The sequence below is a fragment of the Pseudomonas sp. GM79 genome, assembly GCF_000282495.1.
Lineage (GTDB): Bacteria > Pseudomonadota > Gammaproteobacteria > Pseudomonadales > Pseudomonadaceae > Aquipseudomonas.
Genome location: NZ_AKJE01000028.1, coordinates 165,004 through 186,307, shown reverse-complemented (window position 1 = coordinate 186,307; position 21,304 = coordinate 165,004). Strand labels below are relative to the sequence as shown.

15 protein-coding genes and 2 pseudogenes are annotated in these 21,304 nt (G+C 59.0%); 13 read left to right on the top strand and 4 right to left on the bottom strand.

The features are described from left to right. The first annotated feature begins 103 nt into the window (after nucleotides 1-103). The 4 genes from PMI36_RS21835 (at nucleotide 104) to PMI36_RS21850 (ending at nucleotide 5,897) form a co-directional block, all read left to right on the top strand. Nucleotides 104-1,261 (top strand): efflux RND transporter periplasmic adaptor subunit, encoded by a 1,158-nt coding sequence (locus PMI36_RS21835; protein ID WP_032830177.1) that lies wholly within the window; start codon nucleotides 104-106, stop codon nucleotides 1,259-1,261. Between the two features lie 15 nt (nucleotides 1,262-1,276). Continuing rightward, nucleotides 1,277-4,375, top strand: coding sequence for an efflux RND transporter permease subunit (locus PMI36_RS21840; RefSeq protein ID WP_008069433.1), 3,099 nt, complete (start codon nucleotides 1,277-1,279; stop codon nucleotides 4,373-4,375). A gap of 190 nt (nucleotides 4,376-4,565) precedes the next feature. Then, entirely contained in the window at nucleotides 4,566-5,207 is a 642-nt protein-coding gene (locus PMI36_RS21845; protein ID WP_008069432.1) for a DUF1345 domain-containing protein, read from the top strand. Nucleotides 5,208-5,426: 219 nt separating this feature from the next. Further along, nucleotides 5,427-5,897 (top strand): hypothetical protein, encoded by a 471-nt coding sequence (locus PMI36_RS21850; RefSeq protein WP_008069431.1) that lies wholly within the window; start codon nucleotides 5,427-5,429, stop codon nucleotides 5,895-5,897. Nucleotides 5,898-5,961: 64 nt separating this feature from the next. On the opposite strand, the gene PMI36_RS21855 is transcribed toward PMI36_RS21850, so the two are convergent. Together PMI36_RS21855 and PMI36_RS21860 are read right to left on the bottom strand one after the other, a co-directional pair. Then, the gene (locus tag PMI36_RS21855) at nucleotides 5,962-8,526 is read right to left on the bottom strand and encodes an autotransporter outer membrane beta-barrel domain-containing protein (RefSeq protein WP_008069430.1); all 2,565 of its coding nucleotides are present in this window, start codon (nucleotides 8,524-8,526) and stop codon (nucleotides 5,962-5,964) included. Nucleotides 8,527-8,777: 251 nt separating this feature from the next. Further along, complete coding sequence (locus tag PMI36_RS21860) at nucleotides 8,778-11,900, bottom strand: hypothetical protein (RefSeq protein ID WP_008069423.1); 3,123 nt, start codon at nucleotides 11,898-11,900, stop codon at nucleotides 8,778-8,780. A 236-nt stretch (nucleotides 11,901-12,136) separates the two neighbouring features. Here PMI36_RS21860 and PMI36_RS21865 point away from each other — a divergent pair, with 236 nt between their 5' ends. The 7 genes from PMI36_RS21865 (at nucleotide 12,137) to PMI36_RS21895 (ending at nucleotide 18,428) form a co-directional block, all read left to right on the top strand. Continuing rightward, on the top strand, nucleotides 12,137-13,162 hold the full coding sequence (locus tag PMI36_RS21865; protein WP_008069422.1) for a LacI family DNA-binding transcriptional regulator: 1,026 nt from the start codon (nucleotides 12,137-12,139) through the stop codon (nucleotides 13,160-13,162). Between the two features lie 186 nt (nucleotides 13,163-13,348). Beyond that, on the top strand, nucleotides 13,349-14,131 hold the full coding sequence (locus PMI36_RS21870) for a sugar phosphate isomerase/epimerase family protein (protein ID WP_008069420.1): 783 nt from the start codon (nucleotides 13,349-13,351) through the stop codon (nucleotides 14,129-14,131). Next, nucleotides 14,124-15,188, top strand: coding sequence for a sugar kinase (locus tag PMI36_RS21875; RefSeq protein WP_008069419.1), 1,065 nt, complete (start codon nucleotides 14,124-14,126; stop codon nucleotides 15,186-15,188). The genes PMI36_RS21870 and PMI36_RS21875 overlap by 8 nt, the downstream gene beginning before the upstream one ends. A 51-nt stretch (nucleotides 15,189-15,239) precedes the next feature. Next, a complete protein-coding gene (locus tag PMI36_RS21880; RefSeq protein ID WP_008069418.1) occupies nucleotides 15,240-16,526 on the top strand; it encodes an MFS transporter in 1,287 nt (428 codons plus the stop codon). 21 nt (nucleotides 16,527-16,547) lie between these two features. Beyond that, nucleotides 16,548-17,573 (top strand): 2-hydroxyacid dehydrogenase, encoded by a 1,026-nt coding sequence (locus tag PMI36_RS21885; protein WP_008069417.1) that lies wholly within the window; start codon nucleotides 16,548-16,550, stop codon nucleotides 17,571-17,573. A gap of 125 nt (nucleotides 17,574-17,698) precedes the next feature. After that, nucleotides 17,699-17,965, top strand: coding sequence for a DUF2790 domain-containing protein (locus PMI36_RS21890; protein WP_008069415.1), 267 nt, complete (start codon nucleotides 17,699-17,701; stop codon nucleotides 17,963-17,965). A gap of 64 nt (nucleotides 17,966-18,029) precedes the next feature. Next, the gene (locus tag PMI36_RS21895) at nucleotides 18,030-18,428 is read left to right on the top strand and encodes a hypothetical protein (protein WP_008069414.1); all 399 of its coding nucleotides are present in this window, start codon (nucleotides 18,030-18,032) and stop codon (nucleotides 18,426-18,428) included. Here the strand turns inward: PMI36_RS21895 and PMI36_RS21900 are convergent. Continuing rightward, on the bottom strand, nucleotides 18,425-18,694 hold the full coding sequence (locus PMI36_RS21900; RefSeq protein WP_008069412.1) for a DUF1652 domain-containing protein: 270 nt from the start codon (nucleotides 18,692-18,694) through the stop codon (nucleotides 18,425-18,427). The two genes, PMI36_RS21895 and PMI36_RS21900, sit on opposite strands and share 4 nt — an antisense overlap. 389 nt (nucleotides 18,695-19,083) lie before the next feature. On the opposite strand from PMI36_RS21900, the gene eco reads away from it, so the two are divergent. Then, nucleotides 19,084-19,566, top strand: a complete 483-nt coding sequence (eco, locus tag PMI36_RS21905) for a serine protease inhibitor ecotin (protein WP_008069411.1) — start codon at nucleotides 19,084-19,086, stop codon at nucleotides 19,564-19,566. Between the two features lie 30 nt (nucleotides 19,567-19,596). On the opposite strand, the pseudogene ilvA reads toward eco, so the two are convergent. Further along, nucleotides 19,597-20,592: pseudogene (ilvA, locus tag PMI36_RS21910) on the bottom strand (threonine ammonia-lyase, biosynthetic); the annotation flags it as partial. A 291-nt stretch (nucleotides 20,593-20,883) separates the two neighbouring features. Between ilvA and PMI36_RS0129420 the strand changes: the two are divergent. After that, nucleotides 20,884-21,218, top strand: a pseudogene (locus tag PMI36_RS0129420) (DUF2834 domain-containing protein). The last annotated feature ends 86 nt before the right edge of the window (nucleotides 21,219-21,304 follow it).

Sequence of the window (21,304 nt, the reverse complement as noted above, 5' to 3'; positions counted from 1 at the left end):
CGCGAGCAAAACCCTTACACAATTTCACACAGCGCCTACAAAGCTTCACCGCTACCCTCGTCGCCCCCCCGTAGGATACGGGGGTCAATATTGGGGTATTTACATGTCAAAGAATCTGCTTGCCCGGCTCAGCCTGATTGCACTGGCGTTGACGCTGAGTGCTTGTGACCAGTCCTCGACCGCCGAAGAACAGGCGCCGCTCGCCACCGTGCGGGTTGAAACCGTCGAAGCCCGGCCGCTGTCGATCAGCAGCGAGCTGAGCGGGCGGATTGTCGCGCCACGCATCGCCGAAGTGCGCGCCCGTGTGGCCGGCGTGGTGTTGCAGCAGGCCTTCCGTGAAGGCAGCGACGTAAAAAAAGGCGACGTTCTCTTCCGTATCGACCCGGCGCCGTTCAAGGCCGACCTGGACAGCGCCGAAGCCGCATTGCGCAAGGCCGAGGCCAATGCATTCCAGGCCAGATTGCAAGAACAGCGCTACGCCCAGTTGATCGAAGGCAACGCCATCAGCGGTCAGGATTATGACAACGCCCGGGCCAATGCCCGGCAGACCGCCGCCGATGTCGCCGCCAACAAAGCCGCCGTGGAGCGGGCGAAACTGAACCTGGGTTACGCCACCGTCACCGCGCCGATTTCCGGGCGCATCGGCCGCGCACTGGTGACCGAAGGCGCGCTGGTCGGGCAGAACGAAACCACGCCGCTGGCACTGATTCAGCAGTTGAACCCGATCCACGCTGACCTGACGCAATCGACCCGTGAACTCAACGACCTGCGCCGCGCGTTCCGTTCCGGCCAGTTAAAGGAAGTGGGCCAGGGCCAGGCCAAAGCCACATTGATTCAGGACGACGGCAGCCTCTATCCGCTGCCGGGCAAGTTGCTGTTCACCGACATCACCGTCGACCCGGGCACTGGTCAGATCATTCTGCGCAGCGAATTCCCCAACCCGGACCTCGACTTGCTGCCGGGCAGCTTCGTTCGCGTGCGCCTGGAGCAAGCGTTCAATCAGCAAGGCATCAGCGTGCCGCAACGGGCCATCCAGCGTGACAGTGCCGGCATCGCCCAAGTGCTGGTGCTCGACGCCGAACAGCGCGTCGGCCAGCAACCGGTCGAACTGGGCGCGGTGCAGAACGATCGCTGGATCGTCACCAACGGTCTCAAGCCCGGCGACCGCATTGTCACTGAAGGCCTGCAACATGCGCGCCCCGGTGAAAAAGTCCAGATCGATGACACCCCTCTTCCCCTTGCCCAGGTTTCTGGTCAGTAAGCAGGACGCTTTTTTATGCCGCAGTTCTTTATCGACCGCCCGGTGTTCGCCTGGGTGATCGCCTTGTTCATCCTGCTGGCCGGTGCATTGGCCATTGTGCAATTGCCGGTGGCGCAGTACCCGAACGTTGCGCCGCCGAAAGTCGAAATCTATGCCACCTACCCCGGCGCATCGGCGCAGACCGTGGACGAAAGCGTTGTCAGCCTGATTGAGGAAGAGCTCAACGGCGCCGACCATCTGCTGTATTTCGAATCCCAGAGCAGCCTCGGCAGCGCCACCATCACCGCGACTTTCCAACCAGGCACTGACCCGGAAATGGCGCAGGTCGACGTGCAAAACCGCCTCAAGGTGGTCGAGTCGCGCTTGCCGCAAGCGGTCACTCAGCAAGGCTTGCAGGTTGAGAAAGTCTCCGCCGGTTTCCTGTTGCTGATCACCCTCACCTCCAGTGACGGCAAGCTCGACGACGTAGCGCTCAGCGACTACCTGGCGCGCAACGTGATGAACGAGATCAAGCGTCTGGACGGCGTCGGCAAGGCCCAGTTGTACGGTGCCGAACGGGCGATGCGGATCTGGATCGACCCGCGCAAGTTGATCGGATTCAACCTGACCCCGGCCGATGTCAACGCCGCCATCGTTGCGCAGAACGCCCAGGTTTCGGCGGGCAGCATCGGCGACTTGCCGACCCGCACCACCCAGGAAATCACTGCGACTATTCTGGTCAAAGGCCAGCTGTCGACACCTGAAGAATTCGCCGACATTGTCCTGAAGGCCAACCCTGACGGCTCCACGGTGCGCATCGGCGATGTGGCGCGGGTCGAGATCGGCAGTCAGGAGTATCAATTCTCCACGCGCCTTAACGGCAAACCGTCGACCGCCGTCAGCGTGCAACTGTCGCCAGGCGCCAATGCCCTGAGTACCGCGACGCTGGTGCGGGCGAAGATGGACGAACTGGCACGCTACTTCCCGGCCGGCGTGGAATACAAGATTCCGTACGACACCTCGCCCTTCGTCAAAGTCTCGATTACCAAGGTGGTCTACACCCTCATCGAGGCGATGGTGCTGGTGTTTGCGGTGATGTTCCTGTTCCTGCAAAACATCCGCTACACGCTGATCCCGACCCTGGTGGTGCCGGTGGCGCTGATGGGGACTTTCGCGACCATGCTCGCACTGGGCTTCTCGATCAACGTGCTGACCATGTTCGGCATGGTGCTGGCCATCGGCATTCTGGTGGACGACGCGATTGTGGTGGTGGAGAACGTCGAACGGATCATGGCCACCGAAGGCCTGTCGCCCAAGGAAGCGACGCGCAAGGCGATGAAACAGATCACCGGGGCGATCATCGGCATTACCCTGGTGCTGGTGGCGGTGTTCATTCCGATGGCGTTCATGCAGGGCTCGGTCGGGGTGATTTACCAACAGTTCTCGCTGTCGATGGCCACGTCGATCCTGTTCTCGGCATTCCTCGCCCTGACCTTGACTCCGGCCCTGTGCGCGACCCTGCTCAAGCCGATTGCCAAGGGCGAACATCATGCCAAGGGCGGCTTCTTCGGCTGGTTCAACCGGCGCTTCGAACAACTGACCGAGCGTTATCAGGGCTGGGTCGCCTATGCACTGAAACGCACCGGGCGTTACCTGTTGATCTACGGCGTGCTGCTGATCGGTCTGGGGCTGTGCTTCAGTCGTCTGCCCTCCTCGTTCCTGCCGGTGGAAGACCAGGGTTACACCATCACCGACATCCAGCTTCCACCGGGCGCGAGCAAGAATCGCACGGTGCAGGTGGTCGAGCAGATCGAAGCGCACAACGCCACCGAACCGGGCGTCGGCGACAGCACGGTGATTCTCGGTTTCAGCTTCTCTGGTAGCGGGCAGAACGCCGCACTGGCGTTCACCACGCTCAAGGATTGGTCGGATCGGGGCAGCGACGACTCGGCGAGTTCGATTGCCGACCGCACCAACATCGCGCTCAGTCAGATCAAGGATGCCATGGCCTTTGCGGTCCTGCCGCCGCCGGTCGATGGCCTCGGCACTTCCAGTGGTTTCGAGTTCCGCCTGCAAGACCGTGGCGGCCTCGGCCATGCCACGTTGATGCAGGCGCGCAGCCAATTGTTGGCCGCCGCCGAGAAGAGCCCGGTTTTGATGAACGTACGCGAAAGCGCCCTGGCCGAAGCGCCGCAGGTGCAACTGGAAGTCGACCGCAAGCAAGCCAACGCCTTGGGCATTTCGTTTGCCGACATCGGCAACGTGCTGTCTACCGCCGTCGGATCGGCCTACATCAACGACTTTCCCAATCAGGGACGGATGCAGCGAGTGGTGGTCCAGGCTGAAGGCGATCAGCGCAGTCAGGTCGACGACCTGCTGAAGATTCACGTGCGCAACAACGGCGAGAACATGGTGCCGTTGTCGGCTTTCGTTCGGGCCAACTGGACCCAGGGCCCGGCGCAATTAACCCGTTACAACGGCTACCCGGCCATCAGCATTTCCGGCGAACCGGCGCCCGGCTACAGCACCGGCGAAGCCATGGCGGAAATCGAACGGCTGGTGGCGCAAGGGCCGGCGGGATTAGGGCAAGAATGGACCGGGCTGTCGTTGCAGGAACGCTTGTCCGGCAGCCAGGCCCCCATTCTGCTCGGGCTGTCGCTGCTGATCGTGTTCCTGTGCCTGGCGGCGCTGTATGAGAGTTGGTCGATTCCAACCTCGGTGTTGCTGGTGGTGCCGCTGGGTGTGCTCGGTGCGGTACTGGCCGTGACGTTGCGCGGGATGCCCAACGATGTGTTCTTCAAGGTCGGGCTGATCACCATCATTGGCCTGTCGGCGAAGAACGCGATCCTGATCATCGAATTCGCCAAGAGCCTGTACGACGAAGGTCACGACCTGATCGACGCCACCCTGCAAGCCGCGCGTTTGCGCCTGCGGCCGATTGTCATGACGTCACTGGCCTTCATCCTTGGCGTGGTGCCATTGGCGATCGCCACCGGGGCCAGCTCGGCGAGCCAGCAAGCCATCGGCACCGGCGTGATCGGCGGGATGATCACCGCGACTTTGGCGGTGGTGTTTGTACCGGTGTTTTTTGTGGTGGTGATGAAACTGGTGCGCAAGCGCCACAAAAACATCTAACCAAACACCAATCAACTGTGGGAGCGGGCTTGCTCGCGAAAGGGCCGTCACATTCAACATTGATGTTGGCTGACACGCCGCCTTCGCGAGCAAGCCCGCTCCCACATTCGACCCCATTGGATTCAACTTTGTGGCCACAACGGATTGCGCTGGGCTAAGGTGTTTAGACACCCAGGCCCATCGAGTTCCCATGCCCCTACTCGCCCGCACCCACCCTCGCCTGTCCGCCGCTGCCACACTTGGCATCGCGGTGGGCATTCTGGCCCCCGCCGACTCGATCATCAGCAAAATCCTCATCGGCTGGAACGCCGGGGTCTGGACCTATCTGGTGCTGATGCTCTGGCTCACCATGCGGGCCAAGGCCCCGGACGTGAAACGCATTGCCGAGGTCGAAGATGAAAACGCCGGTCTGGTATTGCTGCTGGTGAGCATCGCGGCGCTGGCCAGCCTCGGCACCATCACCTTCGAACTCGCCGGCAGCCGGGATCTGGAAACCACACGTAAACTGCTGCGCTACGGTTTCACCGCGCTGACCGTGATCGGCTCATGGCTGCTGATCGGGGTGATCTTCAGCGTGCACTATGCCCGGCTGTATTACACCTGGAACGGCAAGGAACCGGCGCTGCGTTTTGCCGAGGGCCTGACAACCCCCAATTATTGGGATTTTCTGTACTTCTCATTCACCATCGGCGTGGCGGTGCAGACGGCGGATGTCGGCGTGGCCACGCGGGAGTTGCGCAAGATCGTGCTGGCGCAATCGTTGATCGGATTTGTGTTCAACACCGCAATCCTGGGCTTCTCGATCAACATTGCTGCGGGACTGTTTGGCTGACCTCTGTGTGCAGGCTGTTGTGTTCGGCGTGACTGCCACTGCTGGTCTGAAACGGGGGATCGCCCAGCGTGCCTATTGCAGCCACGTTTGCCCAGCGCTGTAAACTGTCAACAATGACAGTATACAGGGGGAGCAGAAACAGGCTTCCATAGTTCATCCAGACGTAGGGCCAGCAAAGGCCTTTGGATACTCTTATTCAAAGTAACGGAGGCTACGTCCATGAGCATCATTAATCCTGTGATCAAACGAAGTGGTTTTGCAGAAGGCAACTATTTCATCGGCGATGCGTTCACCGGTGGAAAGTTTTCCTTTGAGGAATTCAACGCCACTTCCCGACTTATCGATACATTGAAGGCCGGGCTGAAGAAACTCGACGTGGTGAAAATCACCGCCATCGAACGCACTCTTCCTCACACCAGAGCAGGCCATTCCAGCGTTCGGGAGCTGACCATTTCGCTTCCGATCGAACTCGCGATCGGCAAATATGAGCTCAAAGGCACTGACGGCACCAGCCTCAGTTTCAAAGACACTAACGGCCATGTCGTTGAAGCGACTTCCGGCACGCTCGAGATCCTGCCCTCGGAGGAGGACGTGGTCAAATGTAAAATCAAGGCCTATCTTGACGTCCCGGGCTCAGAGGGAGAAACCTTTGCCCTTAATGCGCGTTTCCAGGTACTGAAAGCGGGCTGATCCACCAGCACACATAAAAAAGGGAAGCCTGGCTTCCCTTTTTTATTGACGCCTGCAGTGGCACTTAAAACTTGTAATGTGCCCCCATGTTCAAACCAAAGTCCTTGGTAACGCCATCGCCCTTGCTGGTATCGAGCTCGGCATGCAACTGCCAACGATCATTCAACGTCCAGGATGCACCTGCGCCTACTTCAAAACGCGTACCGGAGAGATCGTTGTTGAACTTGTTATCGTTGACTCGAACTTCGTTGCTTTGCGCAAACTCATGCACTACTGCTGCGCGGATATGCGGCTGTACGATGCTGCCATTGGCCATGGTCATGCTGTGACCCAGGGTTGCACCAGCCTTGCCGAGAAGTGAATGCGTGGTATCGGCGTCGGCCCGCAGACCGTTGTCCAGCGTAAAATCCTTACCCTGAATCGATGCCGCTTGCCACTGGGTAAACAACTCGGCGTAGTAGCCGTCTTTGATGTCTATGTGTTTGCCGAACTCGGCCGACGCACTGGCGCCCCAGTTGTTGTAGTCACCTTCGGTGCGGGTGCCGTCACTCAGCGCCACTTTGGCTTCGTTGCGAAAATGGTTGAGCTTGGCAACGGTATCCAGGTAGTAACCGCTGTCACCCAGCCAGGTGCCGTAGACACCGACCGATGTGCTGTCAATCTCACCGGAGCTGCCGCGGTGCAAGTCCAGGTCCGACTTGCTATAGCCGACAAATACACCCAGTAACACTTGCTCGCCGGCGATCTGTACCGGAGTGTCGGCGCCCATTGCAATACCGTACTGGTTCTGGCTGTAACCATCGCCGAAAGCGTTGTTGTCGATGCTGTAGCGGTTGCCATAGCTACGGACCCAGCCACCCGACTGACCACCGTTGACGCGCAAGTCGCCCATACGATTGGTCAGCGAAGCCATTTCACCATAGATCACCGTCGGCGCAGTGCCGAACAGCGCCATGACCGAACGGGTCGGTGTACTCACTACCTCTTTATCGGGCTGCAGATACCAATCCTCGCCTGTCTTGACCAATTGGTAAGTGAAGGCGCCGGCATCGACCGGGCCGTTGAGCAGGCCGAACCGCGCATCGCCGCCGACCGTCTGGACGACTTTGATCGGTGTGTCGTTGACCGGATCGGCACCGCTGCTAGACACCAACAGTTGGTGACTGCCAGCGGCATTGCCGGTGACGTTGAGCAAATCGGTCAGGCCCTGGTTGAAGTCGGTGCCGATTTCGAACGTACCGCTGCCGGCGAGACTGGCCACGTTCAACTGAAAGAAATCCTGATTGCCACCAAACCGCACGTGGCCGCCATTCAATGACAGGTTGTTCACCGACTGACTGTCTGTCATCTGCCACCGCGCCTGGTTGTTGATGGCGAAATTAGTGACGTTGTTGACCTGCCCGGTAAGGCTGGCGCCATTGTCCAGGGTCAGACTGGTAGCACTGTCCACCGCACCCGTGACATTGCCGCTCATAACACTCTGGTTGTTGACCTGCACATTGGCGACATCCTGCAGATTGCCGTTCAATGTCGAGCCGTTGTCCAGGATTACGCTGGAGGAGCGCAACACATCGCCGGTCATCGCACTGCGATTGTTGATCGATACATTGGCCACATCCTGAAGGTTGCCGGTCAGCGTCGAGGCGTTGTCCAGCGACACACTCGAAGCGGTCAGCACATTACCGGTCATGCGCGCCTGGTTGTTCAGCACGGCTGTGGTGACGTTCAGCATGTCGCCGGTCAGCGATGCGGTGTTCTGCAAGGTCACATTGGCCGTGCTGCCCTGAACCACCGTAACATTGCCGGCCAGGTCACTGTCATCCACCAGAAGGTTGGCCGAAGCCCCTGTACGCACCTCAAGCAAGGTGTTGTTGCCGGCGACCACGCTGGAGCCATTACGTACCTGAATGTTGGCGACCGTCGGAAAGTTTGGCGCGTTGAAGCCGACAACGATTGCCGAGCCGGTGCCACTCTCCACCCGGGAACTGTCCAGCACGATGGTTGAGGGAATGACCGCCGTTACCTGAGTGTCGGTTCCTACGCTCACCGCGTTAAGGCCGCCGCGAATGGTGCTGCCGGTAGCGGTCAGCGAACCCTCGAGCAGGCGGATGCCGAAACTCGTCGCCCCCGTGCCTTCCACGGTTGAGTTCTGCAGGTTCAGATTGCTGAAACGGTTGCCCGCGATCCCGCCTTGCAGGCCGCGCACCACACTGTTGTTGCTCAGGTTGACGGAGGAGCCGCCGACGCTGCCAACGTTGCGCACGGCAGAAATACCGATCCCGTTGACACTGGTAACGGTCGAATTGTTCAGCGTGGCGGTGGCGTTGGTTAGAAAAATACCCTGTTGAATACCGCCCTCGCCGGCCGAGGTGATGGTGGAGTTGGTCAGGTCGACCAGACTCCCCGTAGAACCGGTAATCCCCAGTGTGGTAGCACCCGATCCATTGAGGACGGCATTGGTCTGGAGTTGCCAGATGTCCAGCGCAGTGCCGGCATTGATGGTCTGCGTGGTGCCCGCCGGGACGGTGGCCGCCTGGGTCAGGGAGGAATTGATCAGCAGCGGCGCCAAGGACCACAGGCAGACACTAATCGGGGATTTGGGAAAAGCAAAAAACGGTTTTGGCGACATGACTGGAGTCTCACTCGATTGCATTCCGTCAGGAACGAGTTGCCGACCTGAACTGCTCAAGCCAGACAATTAATGGTCGCCAGACTACGGATTAACCTCTCAACGATATGTAGGATAAGTCCACAGATTCGTAAGACTTGTCCCTTTAATATGTGCGACGTTCCGTATCTGAACGTAAACGACTTCGCGATCCGGGAATGGGGACGAAAATTCTTTCGTCCCCATTCACAGACTCATACGGACAACAGATATCAAGGCACTTCAGGGCGCTCTATCTCGCAATACACCAGACTGGAGTTCAGCAGTGCCACCGGCACAGTGGTCTCCGCCGTGACACCATTAACCGTATAAGCGATACGCGCGTAACGAGTCGCAGGCCGTGAGTTGCCAACAGGGGGCAGTTGAATGATTTTGATCTGTTCGTATTCGGTGAGGAAAAACTCCAGGTTTCCCGAGGCCGGCATCGGGCCGGAACGGGTGATCAGCGTGCCGGGAATGGCCGGGGCACCCACTGCATTGCTGGTGCGACCTTCGAACTCCAGATTGACCGTCGCGCCGGCCGGAATATTGCTATCGGGCCGAATACGGATGCGCAGACGGCGAGTCTGGTAAGGCGGCATCGGGCCATTCGCCACAACCGGATGGTTGAAGCTAGGGCAGTTGATTGACGTCGCAATACGCTCCGCTATCGTGCTTCCCGTCGGAGCTCTGTAACTCGAGATCACGAGTTGCGGCACCGGCAGATTGATCACGATGGCAGTGACATGAACATCGGTCGGAATCTTTTGTGACATGACAGTAAGGCTGCCGGGGTAACCGATCGTGATGTAGGCTTTGCGGGCATTGGCGCCCGTGCCGTTGCCTTCGGTCCTGATGGTGTCCCATGGCAACGTGGTGGTGACCTGGGTATCTTCCTTACGCACCTGTATCGGTGTACCGACTTGTTTTCCCTGGTAGTAGAACGTGACGACCTCACGCCCCGTAATCGGCCGGTCCGGCTCAGTCCACAGAGGCCAGGTCATCGTCGCATCGAAACCGGACTGCGCGGGAGTCAGTGTGTTGGGAGCCGGTGCTGGCGTACCCGCCCCCTGGACAACGACTGGAGCAATGTTGGGGTTTTCCAGCTCCGGCAGATTTGGCTGTTCCGGCCCTGCATAAGAAAGATCAAGAGCGCCGAAGACGGACAGAGAGGTCGGGTTTTGCGTAATGGTCGTACGTTGCAGTTCATACCAGTATTCGAACTGCACCTCCTCGGCACCATTCGAATCGCCAAAGACAGATGCCCATGTGTCGTAATCCACCAGGAACTCTAGTTTGCCAGCTGTACCGGGCGGTGGAACCGCCTGCTCTGGAAGCGCTTTCGGGCCATCTGACTTGTCCGAAATGATGAACGGGATAATCCGGTCACCTGGCAACCAGTTGGAGGCGGCGGTGTAGCTGATTTCCATGATGGTCTTTGACGGGGCGGGTGCCACGGTCGTCAAGGTGATCGGCGTACCACCACCGGCACCTGTGACCGGAATATGTGGAACATTCAGGACCGGTGCCGGTGCGACAACCCTTCTGAACATATTAGTGATCGCGGCGTTGTTGCTAATGTTGCCCGGCAGGTCAGTCAGGTTGTACGAGTAGTAATACGTACCCTCTGGCAGCGCCCTGAGGAAATCAAGCGGAACATTGATGATGCCACCGGCGGCCAGCTTACCACTGGACGCCTCGTCTTCACCCTGCATCAGCGCAAAGGTGGTCTGCTGTGAGATATAAAATTTGTAGCCATCCAAACCCGGCTCGAACTTTGTATAGCCGGTGGGGATAGTCAGATCAAGCCCCCTGGCGTTCGCTGGGTCGTTCAGCCATGCGTCATTGATTTCGGCGGGTACGGTTCCGCCCAGCGTCAGAAGGGGCGGCCGCGGCCCGGTACCATTCCCCCTGCCTGGCTGTGACTGATAAGGCGCGGTCAGATCGACCAGAACTTCGAGCGGGCTAGACGTGTCGATGTTATCAAAAGCGTCAACAATGAGGAATACGAAATAATACGGGGTGTAGTTACCCGCCAAGTCGAACCTGTCAACCAGGCCAGTGGTAGGCGCATCGAATGCGACCGGGAAGTCCCAACCACCGTCAGGCTTGCTTATCGTCTCAACCAAAGTCAATGGATCGAAAGGAACCGGGGTAGTGCTGGCATCAGGAACCTTGTGCAGTTCAACCCTTGCTCCGCCGTATTCACTTTTATCTTCAATGTCCATCAACTGGACTTTTACAATCCTGTCCTCTTTAAGCTGCTTGTACGTCAGTCGACCATCGGGCAGTTGATCAACAATTTTCGGAGGCTCGGCAAGCGCTCCGACGTCACTCGCCACCTTGCTGCCTTGAACGCTTGGATCTACAGGCATATTCATCGTCGTACTCTCCATCAGTGAGTGTGTGTTCGAACTGTCTGCGTTATTGCCAAACGAAGAATCGTGCGACGGCAGGCTGCAAGTTCCCGGCACTAACGTTTTACTGCTTTGCACATCATTTATTACTTCAGTGTTTACAGCGGTTGAACTTAGTCCTCCGAACCGAGGCGGGGGACTGCAAGTTTGACTACTGCCCGGAATGACTCTATCAATTTTTACCAACGCTGATTTCGAGCGCCCCAGGGGAATGCCATTTCGATACAGGGTGTAACTGGCCAATGCGGACGAATCTCTTTCCATCGGCTTTATGTATTGCTCGTATTTATCGCTTCCGAGAATAAAAAACGTTCCATTGTCAGCTTGTGTTTTTGTCAGTACTTTTGTGACTTGTAACTTTGTTCCCGGAATCGGTTTAATTCCGTTGAGACTATCGAAGCCCTCCCAATCCAGCACGCATACATCACCGGCTTCGAATCGACCGGGTTGAGCCTCGACACCGATCCACAATTCTTCCCACAACTTCGGAGTCGAATTGCAGTTGAGATACCCCCACAATGTCGCAGAAGGAAATGTCGGTTTTTCAAGGTTTATCGGTACAGGACGACGAACAATAAAAGTCTGTGGCAGCGAAGTATCTTCATTGCCGTTATCGCCGCTGGTGACCCGATAGCGCAGAACAATGTCGCCGTCACTCTGCAGATATTGCGCAGGCAACAAAAAGAATGGCGGAATGGTGACCGGGACTGGAAAAAAATTGCTGTAAAACCGCGTTTCAGTCGTCGCACCCGGCTCCCTTATCCAGATCTCCAGCAAGTCGCTTTTACCGTCTTCAATGGATGGCGCAGCCCACATCGGGATCAGCAATCTGGCGCCATCGGTCGAAGCTGCCGGCGGGAGTATGCCATCGGCGCCAACCCCTTCGATCTCCAGAGGCAAAGCAAATAAACCAACCGGAATTTCTGTAACTGAAGACATGTCCATTTCCCCGAAAGAGCGCCATTTCAGCCCTGAGGGAAATTAGACCCCCTTGTGCCACTTCCGCCTACTGTCATATCTGACAGGTTTTTCGACCGTTCGTCGGTCTTGTCGCCGTACGCTGTTTCGCGGTTGTCTAAAAAACTTGACGATCCTTAGGGTAATGTTGTCTTCTGAAACCGGTTTCATCACCAGGCAATGTGACCTGTCGAGTAGCCCAATAAGAAGATCGCCCCATGAACGATTTCTCCGCCGCCCAACGCAGCCGCGTGACCATGCTCGATGTCGCCGAACGCGCCGGCGTGTCCAAGGCCAGCGTCTCGCGCTTCATCGGCGATGACCGCGCCCTGCTCTCCGATGCCATTGCCCTGCGCATCGAGCAGGCGATCAGCGAATTAGGCTATCGCCCAAACCAGATGGCCCGCGGCCTGAAACGTGGACGCACTCGTCTGATCGGCATGTTGGTGGCCGATATCCGTAACCCTTATTCGATAGCCGTGATGCACGGGGTGGAAACCGCTTGCCGTCAGCACGGCTATAGCCTGGTGGTGTGCAACACCGATCGCGATGACGAGCAAGAGCGTCAACACCTGGCGTTGCTGCGCTCGTACAACATCGAAGGCTTGATCGTGAACACCCTCGGTCATCACCGCGATGAGCTGCGCGAACTGCATCAGGAAATGCCCATGGTGCTGGTGGATCGCAAGGTCGATCAGCTCGAGAGCGATCTGGTGGGGCTGGATAATCCGGCCGCTGTCGAGATGGCCGTTGCCCACCTTGAAGAACGCGGTTATCGCGATGTGCTGATGGTCACCGAGCCGTATGACGGCACCAGTTCGCGGATCGAGCGGGTCAGCAGTTTCAAGGCACAGATCGAGCGGCGTCCGGCGCTCTCGGGCGCGGTGGTTGAAACCGGCGGCGATCTGACCGCTCGTTTGAAAAACTTTCTGCAAACGCCTGGCCCTGGCCCGAAAGCGCTGTTTTGCGCCAACGGTATCGCCGCGCTGGCCAGTACTCATTCGTTGCGGGAGTTGAAGTGCAACCTGTTTGCGGATGTCGGGCTGATTGCCCTGGATGATCTGGATTGGTATCCGCTGGTGGGGAGCGGGATTACCGCCCTCGCCCAACCGACGGCGGAGATGGGTGCGAGTGCGTTCGAGTGTTTGCTCAAGCGACTGCGTGGGGATGACGGGCCGGTGCGGAACCTGGATTTTTCGGCGCGGTTGATAGTGCGGGGGTCGACTCTTGGGCATTTGGGTTGATTGTGCTGGCCTCTTCGCGAGCAAGCCCGCTCCCACAGGGGGTTTGTGTCAGACACAAATACAATGTGCACCACAATCCCCTGTGGGAGCGGGCTTGCTCGCGAAGACGGCCTGAAGAACAACGCATCCCCCAAGCAAGACATTTTTTTTGACCAAAAATGAAACCGGTTTCAGAGGTGAATAACAATGAACAAACCACCCGTTTCCATCAGCCTGTCCAGCTACGGCGCCGACCTCGTCCGCCAATGTGGCCAAGGCAGTTTTGTCGAGGTTCTGTCCGCTGCCGGCGCCACGCACATTGAATGGCGCGAAGAGCTGCTGACACTCGAAGACCCCACGCAATTGGCCAGCGCCACGCAATCCTGGGGTCTGGAAAGTGTGTATTCCTCACCGATGGAATTGTGGTTGGCCGGGCAGTCGGCCCCCAATCCTGAACTGCTCCCGACCCTGAAGCGTGCCAAGGCATTCGGCGCCCAATGGCTGAAAGTCTCCCTGGGCTATTTCACCGACAATAATGATCTGCAAACACTCGCGCTGCAGTTGCATCAGAGCCCGGTGCAGCTGCTGGTGGAAAACGACCAGACCTTGCACGGCGGCCGAATCGAACCCTTCCAGCGATTCTTCGCCAACGTCGAGCAGCACAACCTGCCGATCAAAATGACCTTCGATATCGGCAACTGGCAATGGCAGGACCAGTCCGCCGCCAGTGCCGCGCGGTTGCTCGGCCGACACGTCGGCTATGTGCATTGCAAAGCCGTGGCGCGCCGGGCCGACGGCAAGTTGGTGGCGGTGCCACCGGCCGCCAGCGACCTGCATCTGTGGGGGCAACTGCTGCGGCACATGCCCCAGGGCGTGATGCGCGCGGCGGAGTATCCACTGCAAGGCGATGACCTGGTGCAGTTGACCTCCGAGCATGTCGCCGTCCTCGCCCGCCTCGGTCAACCCCGCCAGGAGCCTGCTCATGTCTGAGATCGATATTCTGTCGTTCGGCGAAACCATGGCGATGTTCGTCGCCGAGCAGAACGGTGAACTGGCTGACGTCGACCACTTCCACAAGCGCATTGCCGGGGCCGACAGTAATGTCGCCATTGGCTTGTCGCGGTTGGGGTTTAACGTCGCCTGGCTGAGCCGGGTGGGTGCTGACTCTTTGGGTCGGTTCGTGATCGATACGCTGGAAAAACAAGGCCTGGATTGCAGCCATGTCAACATCGACCCGGCGCACCCCACCGGGTTTCAACTCAAGTCCCGCACTGACGATGGCAGCGATCCGGCGGTCGAGTACTTCCGCCGTGGCTCGGCCGCCAGTCATTTGTCGGTGCAATCCATTGCCCCGCAACTGCTCGAGGCTCGGCACTTGCACGCCACGGGCATTCCCCCGGCGCTGTCGGCGGCGGCCCGGGAAATGTCTTTCGAGCTGATGACCCGCATGCGTAATGCCGGGCGCAGCGTGTCGTTTGACCCCAACCTGCGCCCGAGCCTGTGGTCCAGCGAGCAACAGATGATCCGCGAGATCAACCGTCTGGCCGCCCTCGCCCATTGGGTGCTGCCGGGTTTGAGCGAAGGGCGTTTGCTGACCGGTTTCGAAGACCCCGCCGACATCGCGGCGTTTTATCTCGACCAGGGCGCTGAAGCCGTAGCGATCAAGCTCGGGCCGGCCGGTGCGTATTACCGAACCCATCTGGATGAAGGTTTCGTTGCAGGCGTGCCGGTGGAAACGGTGGTCGATACGGTCGGTGCCGGTGACGGGTTTGCCGTCGGCCTGATCAGCGCCCTGCTGGAAAACCACAGCGTTGCCCAAGCGGTGCAGCGTGCCAACTGGATTGGTAGCCGCGCGGTGCAGAGCCGTGGGGATATGGAGGGGTTGCCCGACCGGGCCGAGATGTATGCCGAGTTTGAGTCCGCCATTCGCGAGCAAGCCCGCTCCCACATTCAATCGGATTCGTCCCCACATTCTGTGTCCGACACAGATTCCAGTGTGGGAGCGGGCTTGCTCGCGAAGAGGCCCGCACCGTCACTCAAGATCTGAACCAAAACCGTTACCTGCTGCGACAAAAACAACAAGCTCAGGAGCATCACTATGAAAACCGCAACACTGGCCACCCGCCGCTGGTGGTACATCATGCCGATCGTGTTCATCACCTACAGCCTGGCGTATCTGGACCGCGCCAACTATGGGTTCGCCGCCGCCTCCGGGATGGCTGCAGACCTTATGATTACCCCCGGGCTGTCGTCCCTGCTCGGCGCGCTGTTCTTCCTTGGTTATTTCTTCTTCCAGATTCCGGGCGCGATCTACGCCCAGAAGCACAGCGTCAAGAAGCTGATTTTCGTCAGCCTGATCCTCTGGGGTGGCCTGGCGACCTTGACCGGGATCGTCTCCAACGCCTACTGGCTGATCGTGATTCGCTTCATGCTCGGGGTGGTCGAAGCCGCGGTGATGCCGGCGATGCTGGTGTACCTGTGCCACTGGTTCACCCGTGCCGAACGTTCGCGCGCCAACACTTTCCTGATCCTCGGCAACCCAGTGACCATGCTCTGGATGTCGGTGGTGTCGGGCTACCTGATCGAGCATTTCAGCTGGCGCTGGATGTTCATTATCGAAGGCTTGCCGGCGGTGCTGTGGGCGTTTATCTGGTGGCGGCTGGCCGATGATCGTCCGGCTCAGGCCAAGTGGCTGAGCGACCAGGAAAAGCAGGATCTGGAAAGCGCCCTGGCCGCCGAACAGGTCGGCATCAAAGCGGTGAAAAACTACGCCGAAGCCTTCCGCTCGCCAAAAGTGATCATCCTCGCCTTGCAGTTTTTCTGCTGGAGCATCGGCGTCTACGGTTTCGTGCTGTGGCTGCCGTCGATCCTCAAGGCTGGGGCGAAAATGGACATGATCGAAGCCGGTTGGCTGTCGGCGTTGCCCTACCTGGCCGCAGTGATCGCCATGCTGCTGGTGTCCTGGGGCTCGGACAAACTGCAAAAACGCAAACGCTTCGTGTGGCCACCGCTGTTGATCGCCTCGATCGCGTTCTATGGCTCGTACGCCTTGGGCGCTGAACATTTCTGGTGGTCCTACACGCTGCTGGTGATTGCCGGCGCCTGCATGTACGCCCCGTACGGGCCGTTTTTCGCCATCGTCCCGGAGATTCTTCCGGCCAACGTTGCAGGCGGGGCCATGGCATTGATCAACAGCATGGGCGCGCTCGGCTCGTTTGGCGGCTCTTATCTGGTCGGTTATCTGAACAGCTCCACCGGATCGCCCGGTGCCTCTTATCTGCTGATGAGCGGCGCGTTGCTGCTGTCGGTGGTGCTGACGATTTTCCTCAAGCCCGGCGCCAGTGACCGGATCGCTGTGCCCCGGCCGATGGCGGCTCATTCTTGATTTGAGATAGAGATGACAACGATGAAAAAGCAGGTTGTGCTGTACAAGAAACTCTCGCCGTTGCTGATGGCTCGCTTGCATGAGCAGACCGAAGTGACGCTGATCGACAGCCTCGACGCCGAGGGGCTGGCAAAGCTGCGCCAGGCCTTGCCCCGCGCCCAAGGTTTGCTTGGCGCCAGTCTGAAACTGGACGCCGGGTTACTGGATCTGGCGCCAAACCTGCAAGCCATTGCCAGCGTGTCCGTCGGCGTCGACAACTACGACATCGATTACCTGACCGAGCGCCGGATCCTGCTCAGCAATACCCCCGACGTGTTGACCGAAACTACTGCCGACACCGGTTTCGCGCTGATCCTGGCCACCGCCCGACGCGTGGTGGAACTGGCCACTATGGTTCGCGCCGGCCAGTGGAACCGCAACATCGGCCCGGCGCATTTCGGCAGCGATGTACACGGCAAGACGCTGGGCATTATTGGCATGGGGCGGATCGGTGAGGCGCTGGCGCAACGTGGGCATTTCGGTTTTGGCATGCCGGTTGTGTATCACAGCCATTCGCCGAAACCGGCGGTGGAGCAGCGATTCAATGCGCAATACCGCAGCTTGAGCGATCTGCTGCAGCAGGCCGATTTCGTGTGCCTGACGTTGCCGCTGACCGCTGCAACCGAAGGGTTGATCGGTGCTGAACAGTTCGCCCTGATGCGCCCCGAAACAATCTTCATCAACATTTCCCGGGGCAAGGTGGTGGATGAGCCGGCGCTGATCGAGGCGTTGCGGCAGAAGCGGATTCGCGCGGCAGGGCTGGATGTGTTTGAGCGTGAGCCGCTGGGCAATGACTCGCCGTTATTGCAGTTGAACAACGTGGTGGCGACGCCGCACATCGGGTCGGCGACGCATGAGACCCGGGAGGCGATGGCCCGTTGTGCAGTGGATAATCTGTTGGCGGCTTTGGCTGGGGAGCGGCCGGCTAATCTGGTGAATGCCGGGGCGTGGGGCGGTCAGGAAGAGCCGAAGCCCGTTCTCACGACAGGCGGCATACAACCCGGTTAACCATCGCTTAACCCCATGGTCCAAAACTTTACTGGACCGCACGCCCTCAGCTCCTCTGACGCCCAGTGCGGCAGGTTCGACGTTCTTCAGTCGAACTGATTTCCCCTCTGCACTGGAGATTCACCATGAACACGCGAACACTACTGATAACCACCGCCCTCGCCTGCACCGCGTTCGCCGGGCTTGCTCAAGCCAACGAGACGTCGTCCTCCCAGGCCGTGCCTTATCACTACGGCATGCAACTACGGGTGGCCAAGGTCATTTCCTTGACTGAACCGCAAACGCAGGGGTGCAAAGTGGTGACGGCCAACATGAAGTACATCGACACATCGGGTAAGCCTGCGCAGATTACGTACCAAAAACTGTCTGAGGCGTGTAGCTATCAGAACTGACAGTAGGCCTGTGAGGGTTCTGGCGCTAAGCTCTGGCGCTTCCCTCACTGCCGCAGGATTCGCCATGCAGTTCTCGTTTCGCACGCTGTCGACGTTCACCGCCGCACTTTGTTTTCTGCTGGCGCTGGTCTGGGGTTTGATGCCGCAAGGGTTGCTGGCGATCTGGAGTATCGAGTACTCGTCCGCGGCGGGCTTTATCGCCAGGCGCAGTGCAGTGCTGTTCGGCGCATTGGGGGTGATGTTTTATCTGGTGCGGCAGGCCCCGCCCTCGGCAGCGCGAAGCGCGATGTGCAGCGGTTTTATGGTGGGGTGTTTCGGTTTGGCGGCACTGGGCTTCGGCGAATGGCTCAATGGACATGCCGGGCCGGGCATTTTGCTGGCGATCCTGGTGGAATTGGCGCTGGGTCTGGGGTTTATCCAGACCCGGCGCGTGTCGGCCAAAATGGGTGAAGCGGCCGGTTAATGGAGTTTTGACTTCGCGATGAACAGTTGACCATGCGTGTTGTGCGCCAGGCCGGTGCGCAACTCGGCTATCAGGTCGTTGATTTCCCTGCATCCATTGAGACGCTGGGCGTCTATGCCAGTGACGATCAGGTCGAGCTGGTCAGTCTCGACGTCCGAATACACCTTGACGGTCATCGACAGGTCCGGCGACAGCGTGCATTGGCAGCGTTTCGGGAGAAAACTGCTCTCAATGATATTGCGTAGTTCCAAGGCAGAAAGAAACATGGCCACCCTCTCGTTATGGTGAGATTGCCAATCGAAAATCAATGTCGGTCGGAGCTCAAATCGCCCGTTCTTTTTCTTCCGTACGGGCTTCATTGTTCCAACGTCCGACCGTTTTCTTGTTTTAGCACTGACTGGGTAGGAATCACGGTCAGCTCAAGACAGCTACAGCATAAAACATGCCCGAGATTTCGCTCTGCGCCTCGTCGGCAAATCAAGAGTTTGGGAGAAATGGCAACACATCTCGTCATGCAAAATGCAAGAAAGGTCTGTTTCAAGACCTGCATTTTGCAAACGCCCCGATGGCGGGTTTGCATTGGCTGAGGACGGCAGTGAGAATGCGGCCCATCCATTCAGTATCCGCTGACCCCACACACACGCAAGGAGGCATCATGGGTGCTTTGCCGCTAAACACGACCGTCGGGCTGATAGTTGCCGTTCTGTCGTCCGTAGCCCACGCCGCAACCCTCGAAGACGTCGCGCCGTATCCCAAGCCTGAGAGCGGCTTTACCCGCCAGGTCATTCACCTCGCCCCGCAACAACAGGAAGACGGTTATCAGGTCGAAATTCTTGCCGGCAAGATCCTGACCGTGGACTGCAACCGTCAGCGCCTGGGCGGCATGCTTGAAGAAAAGAACCTTGAGGGCTGGGGTTACCCGTTTTACCGGCTGGAGAAAGTCACCGGCCCGATGAGCACGCTAATGGCCTGCCCGGATGGCAAGCGCAAAAAGGACTTCGTACCGGTGGTCGGTGACGGTTTCAGGCTGCGTTACAACAGCAAGCTGCCAATCGTGCTCTACGTGCCCAAGGATGTCGAAGTGCGCTACCGGATCTGGTCGGCGTCGAGTCATGTCGAGAAAGCCGTTCAGGAATAATCGGACCAGCCCTCACGCCAACACGCCGCTCAACGCGGCGCGCTCGGCCACATGCCGCAAACTGTCGAAATTGATGTTCGCTCCGGAATCGATGGCCACCAGGGTTTGCCCTCGCGCGCCGGTTCGTGCCACGTACTGCTTGATCCCGGCCACGGCCAGGGCGCCGGAAGGTTCGGTGATCGAGCGGGTATCGTCGTAGATGTTCTTGATCGCGGCGCAGAGTTCGTCGTTGCTGACGGTCAGTACCTCATCGACGCAAAACCGGCAGATCTCGAAACCATGGGCGCCGATCTGAGCGACGGCCACGCCATCGGCGAAGGTGCCGACGGTTGGCAGCACGACCCGTTCGCCGGCCCGCAATGCGGCCTGCAAGCAAGCGGAATGTTCCGACTCGACGCCGATGATGCGGATTTCAGGGCGCAGGTATTTGACGTACGCGGCGATGCCGGCGATCAAGCCACCGCCGCCCACCGGAACGAAGATCGCGTCCAGCGGCCCCTGGTGCTGGCGCAGGATTTCCATGGCGACGGTGCCCTGCCCCGCGATCACGTCCGGGTCGTCGAAGGGCGAGACAAAGGTGCGACCGGTTTGCTGCGCCAGGCTCAGCGCGTATTCCAGGGCAAACGGAAAACTCTCGCCGTGCAGCAGCGCTTCGGCGCCTCGATTACGAACCCCAAGCACCTTCAATTCCGGCGTCGTGCAGGGCATGACGATGGTTGCGCCGATCCCCAGCTCGCGAGCCGCCAACGCGACGCCTTGGGCATGATTGCCCGCCGAGGCTGTGATCACGCCACGAGCCTTCTGTTCATCGCTCAGGTTAACCAGTTTGTTGTAGGCGCCACGGATCTTGAAGGAAAAGGTCGGTTGCAAGTCTTCGCGCTTGAGCAGGATCTGATTGCCCAACGCCTCGGACAAGGCCGGCGCCGCTTGCAACGGCGTGCGCACGGCAAGTTCGTAAACCGGCGCGGCGAGGATCTTTTTCACGTAGTGCTCAAGCAAGCGCTGCTGGGCGGGGGTACTGTTCATGGTCGTCTCCTTGGTATCCGGGTTTACGCGGTCGGCGTAGGAGCTGCATGCGCCCGGTAAGCTCAAAACCCAAGAGACAGAAAGTAAAAACCCGCCTCTAGGGCGGGTTGGGTGCTGCAGTCGTGAGCTAGCCCGCCAAATAAGGAATGGCGGTAATAATGCTTGGCTGGCAGCGCAATACGGTGGAAGTCATGGCTGGAAATTAGCCGGAGGCTGATGGCAAGTCAATGGCCAATTTTCGAAGGCCGCTGTAGGCTGGCGATTCTGCTCATTGTCCCAAGGAAGGAAACCATGAAGTCTGTCGCCCTGCCCCTCATTGCCTTGATCGCCTTCGCCGGCTACACCGTTTCGGTGATGCTGCAGGCGGAACAGTCGTTGCTCGACTTCGGCATCAGTCTGATGTCGCGGCCCGATACCGCGCAAGTGGTGATCGATTTATACCTGTTGGCGACGCTTGCCGGTATCTGGATGTACAAGGATGCGCGCCAGCGGGGGCAGTCGGGTTGTCGGTGGCTCCCTATCTGGTGGTGACGGCGATTTTTGTATCGGTCGGGCCGTTGTTGTACCTGGTGGTGCGGGGGCTTCAGGAGCGGAAAAACTCTGGCGAGGCAGCGCAAGAGGCCTGATCCAGGCGTTGTTGTGCAGTTGAGATCGCCTTCGCGAGCAAGCCCGCTCCCACATTTAATCTCTGGTGTTCACAAATGATGTGTTC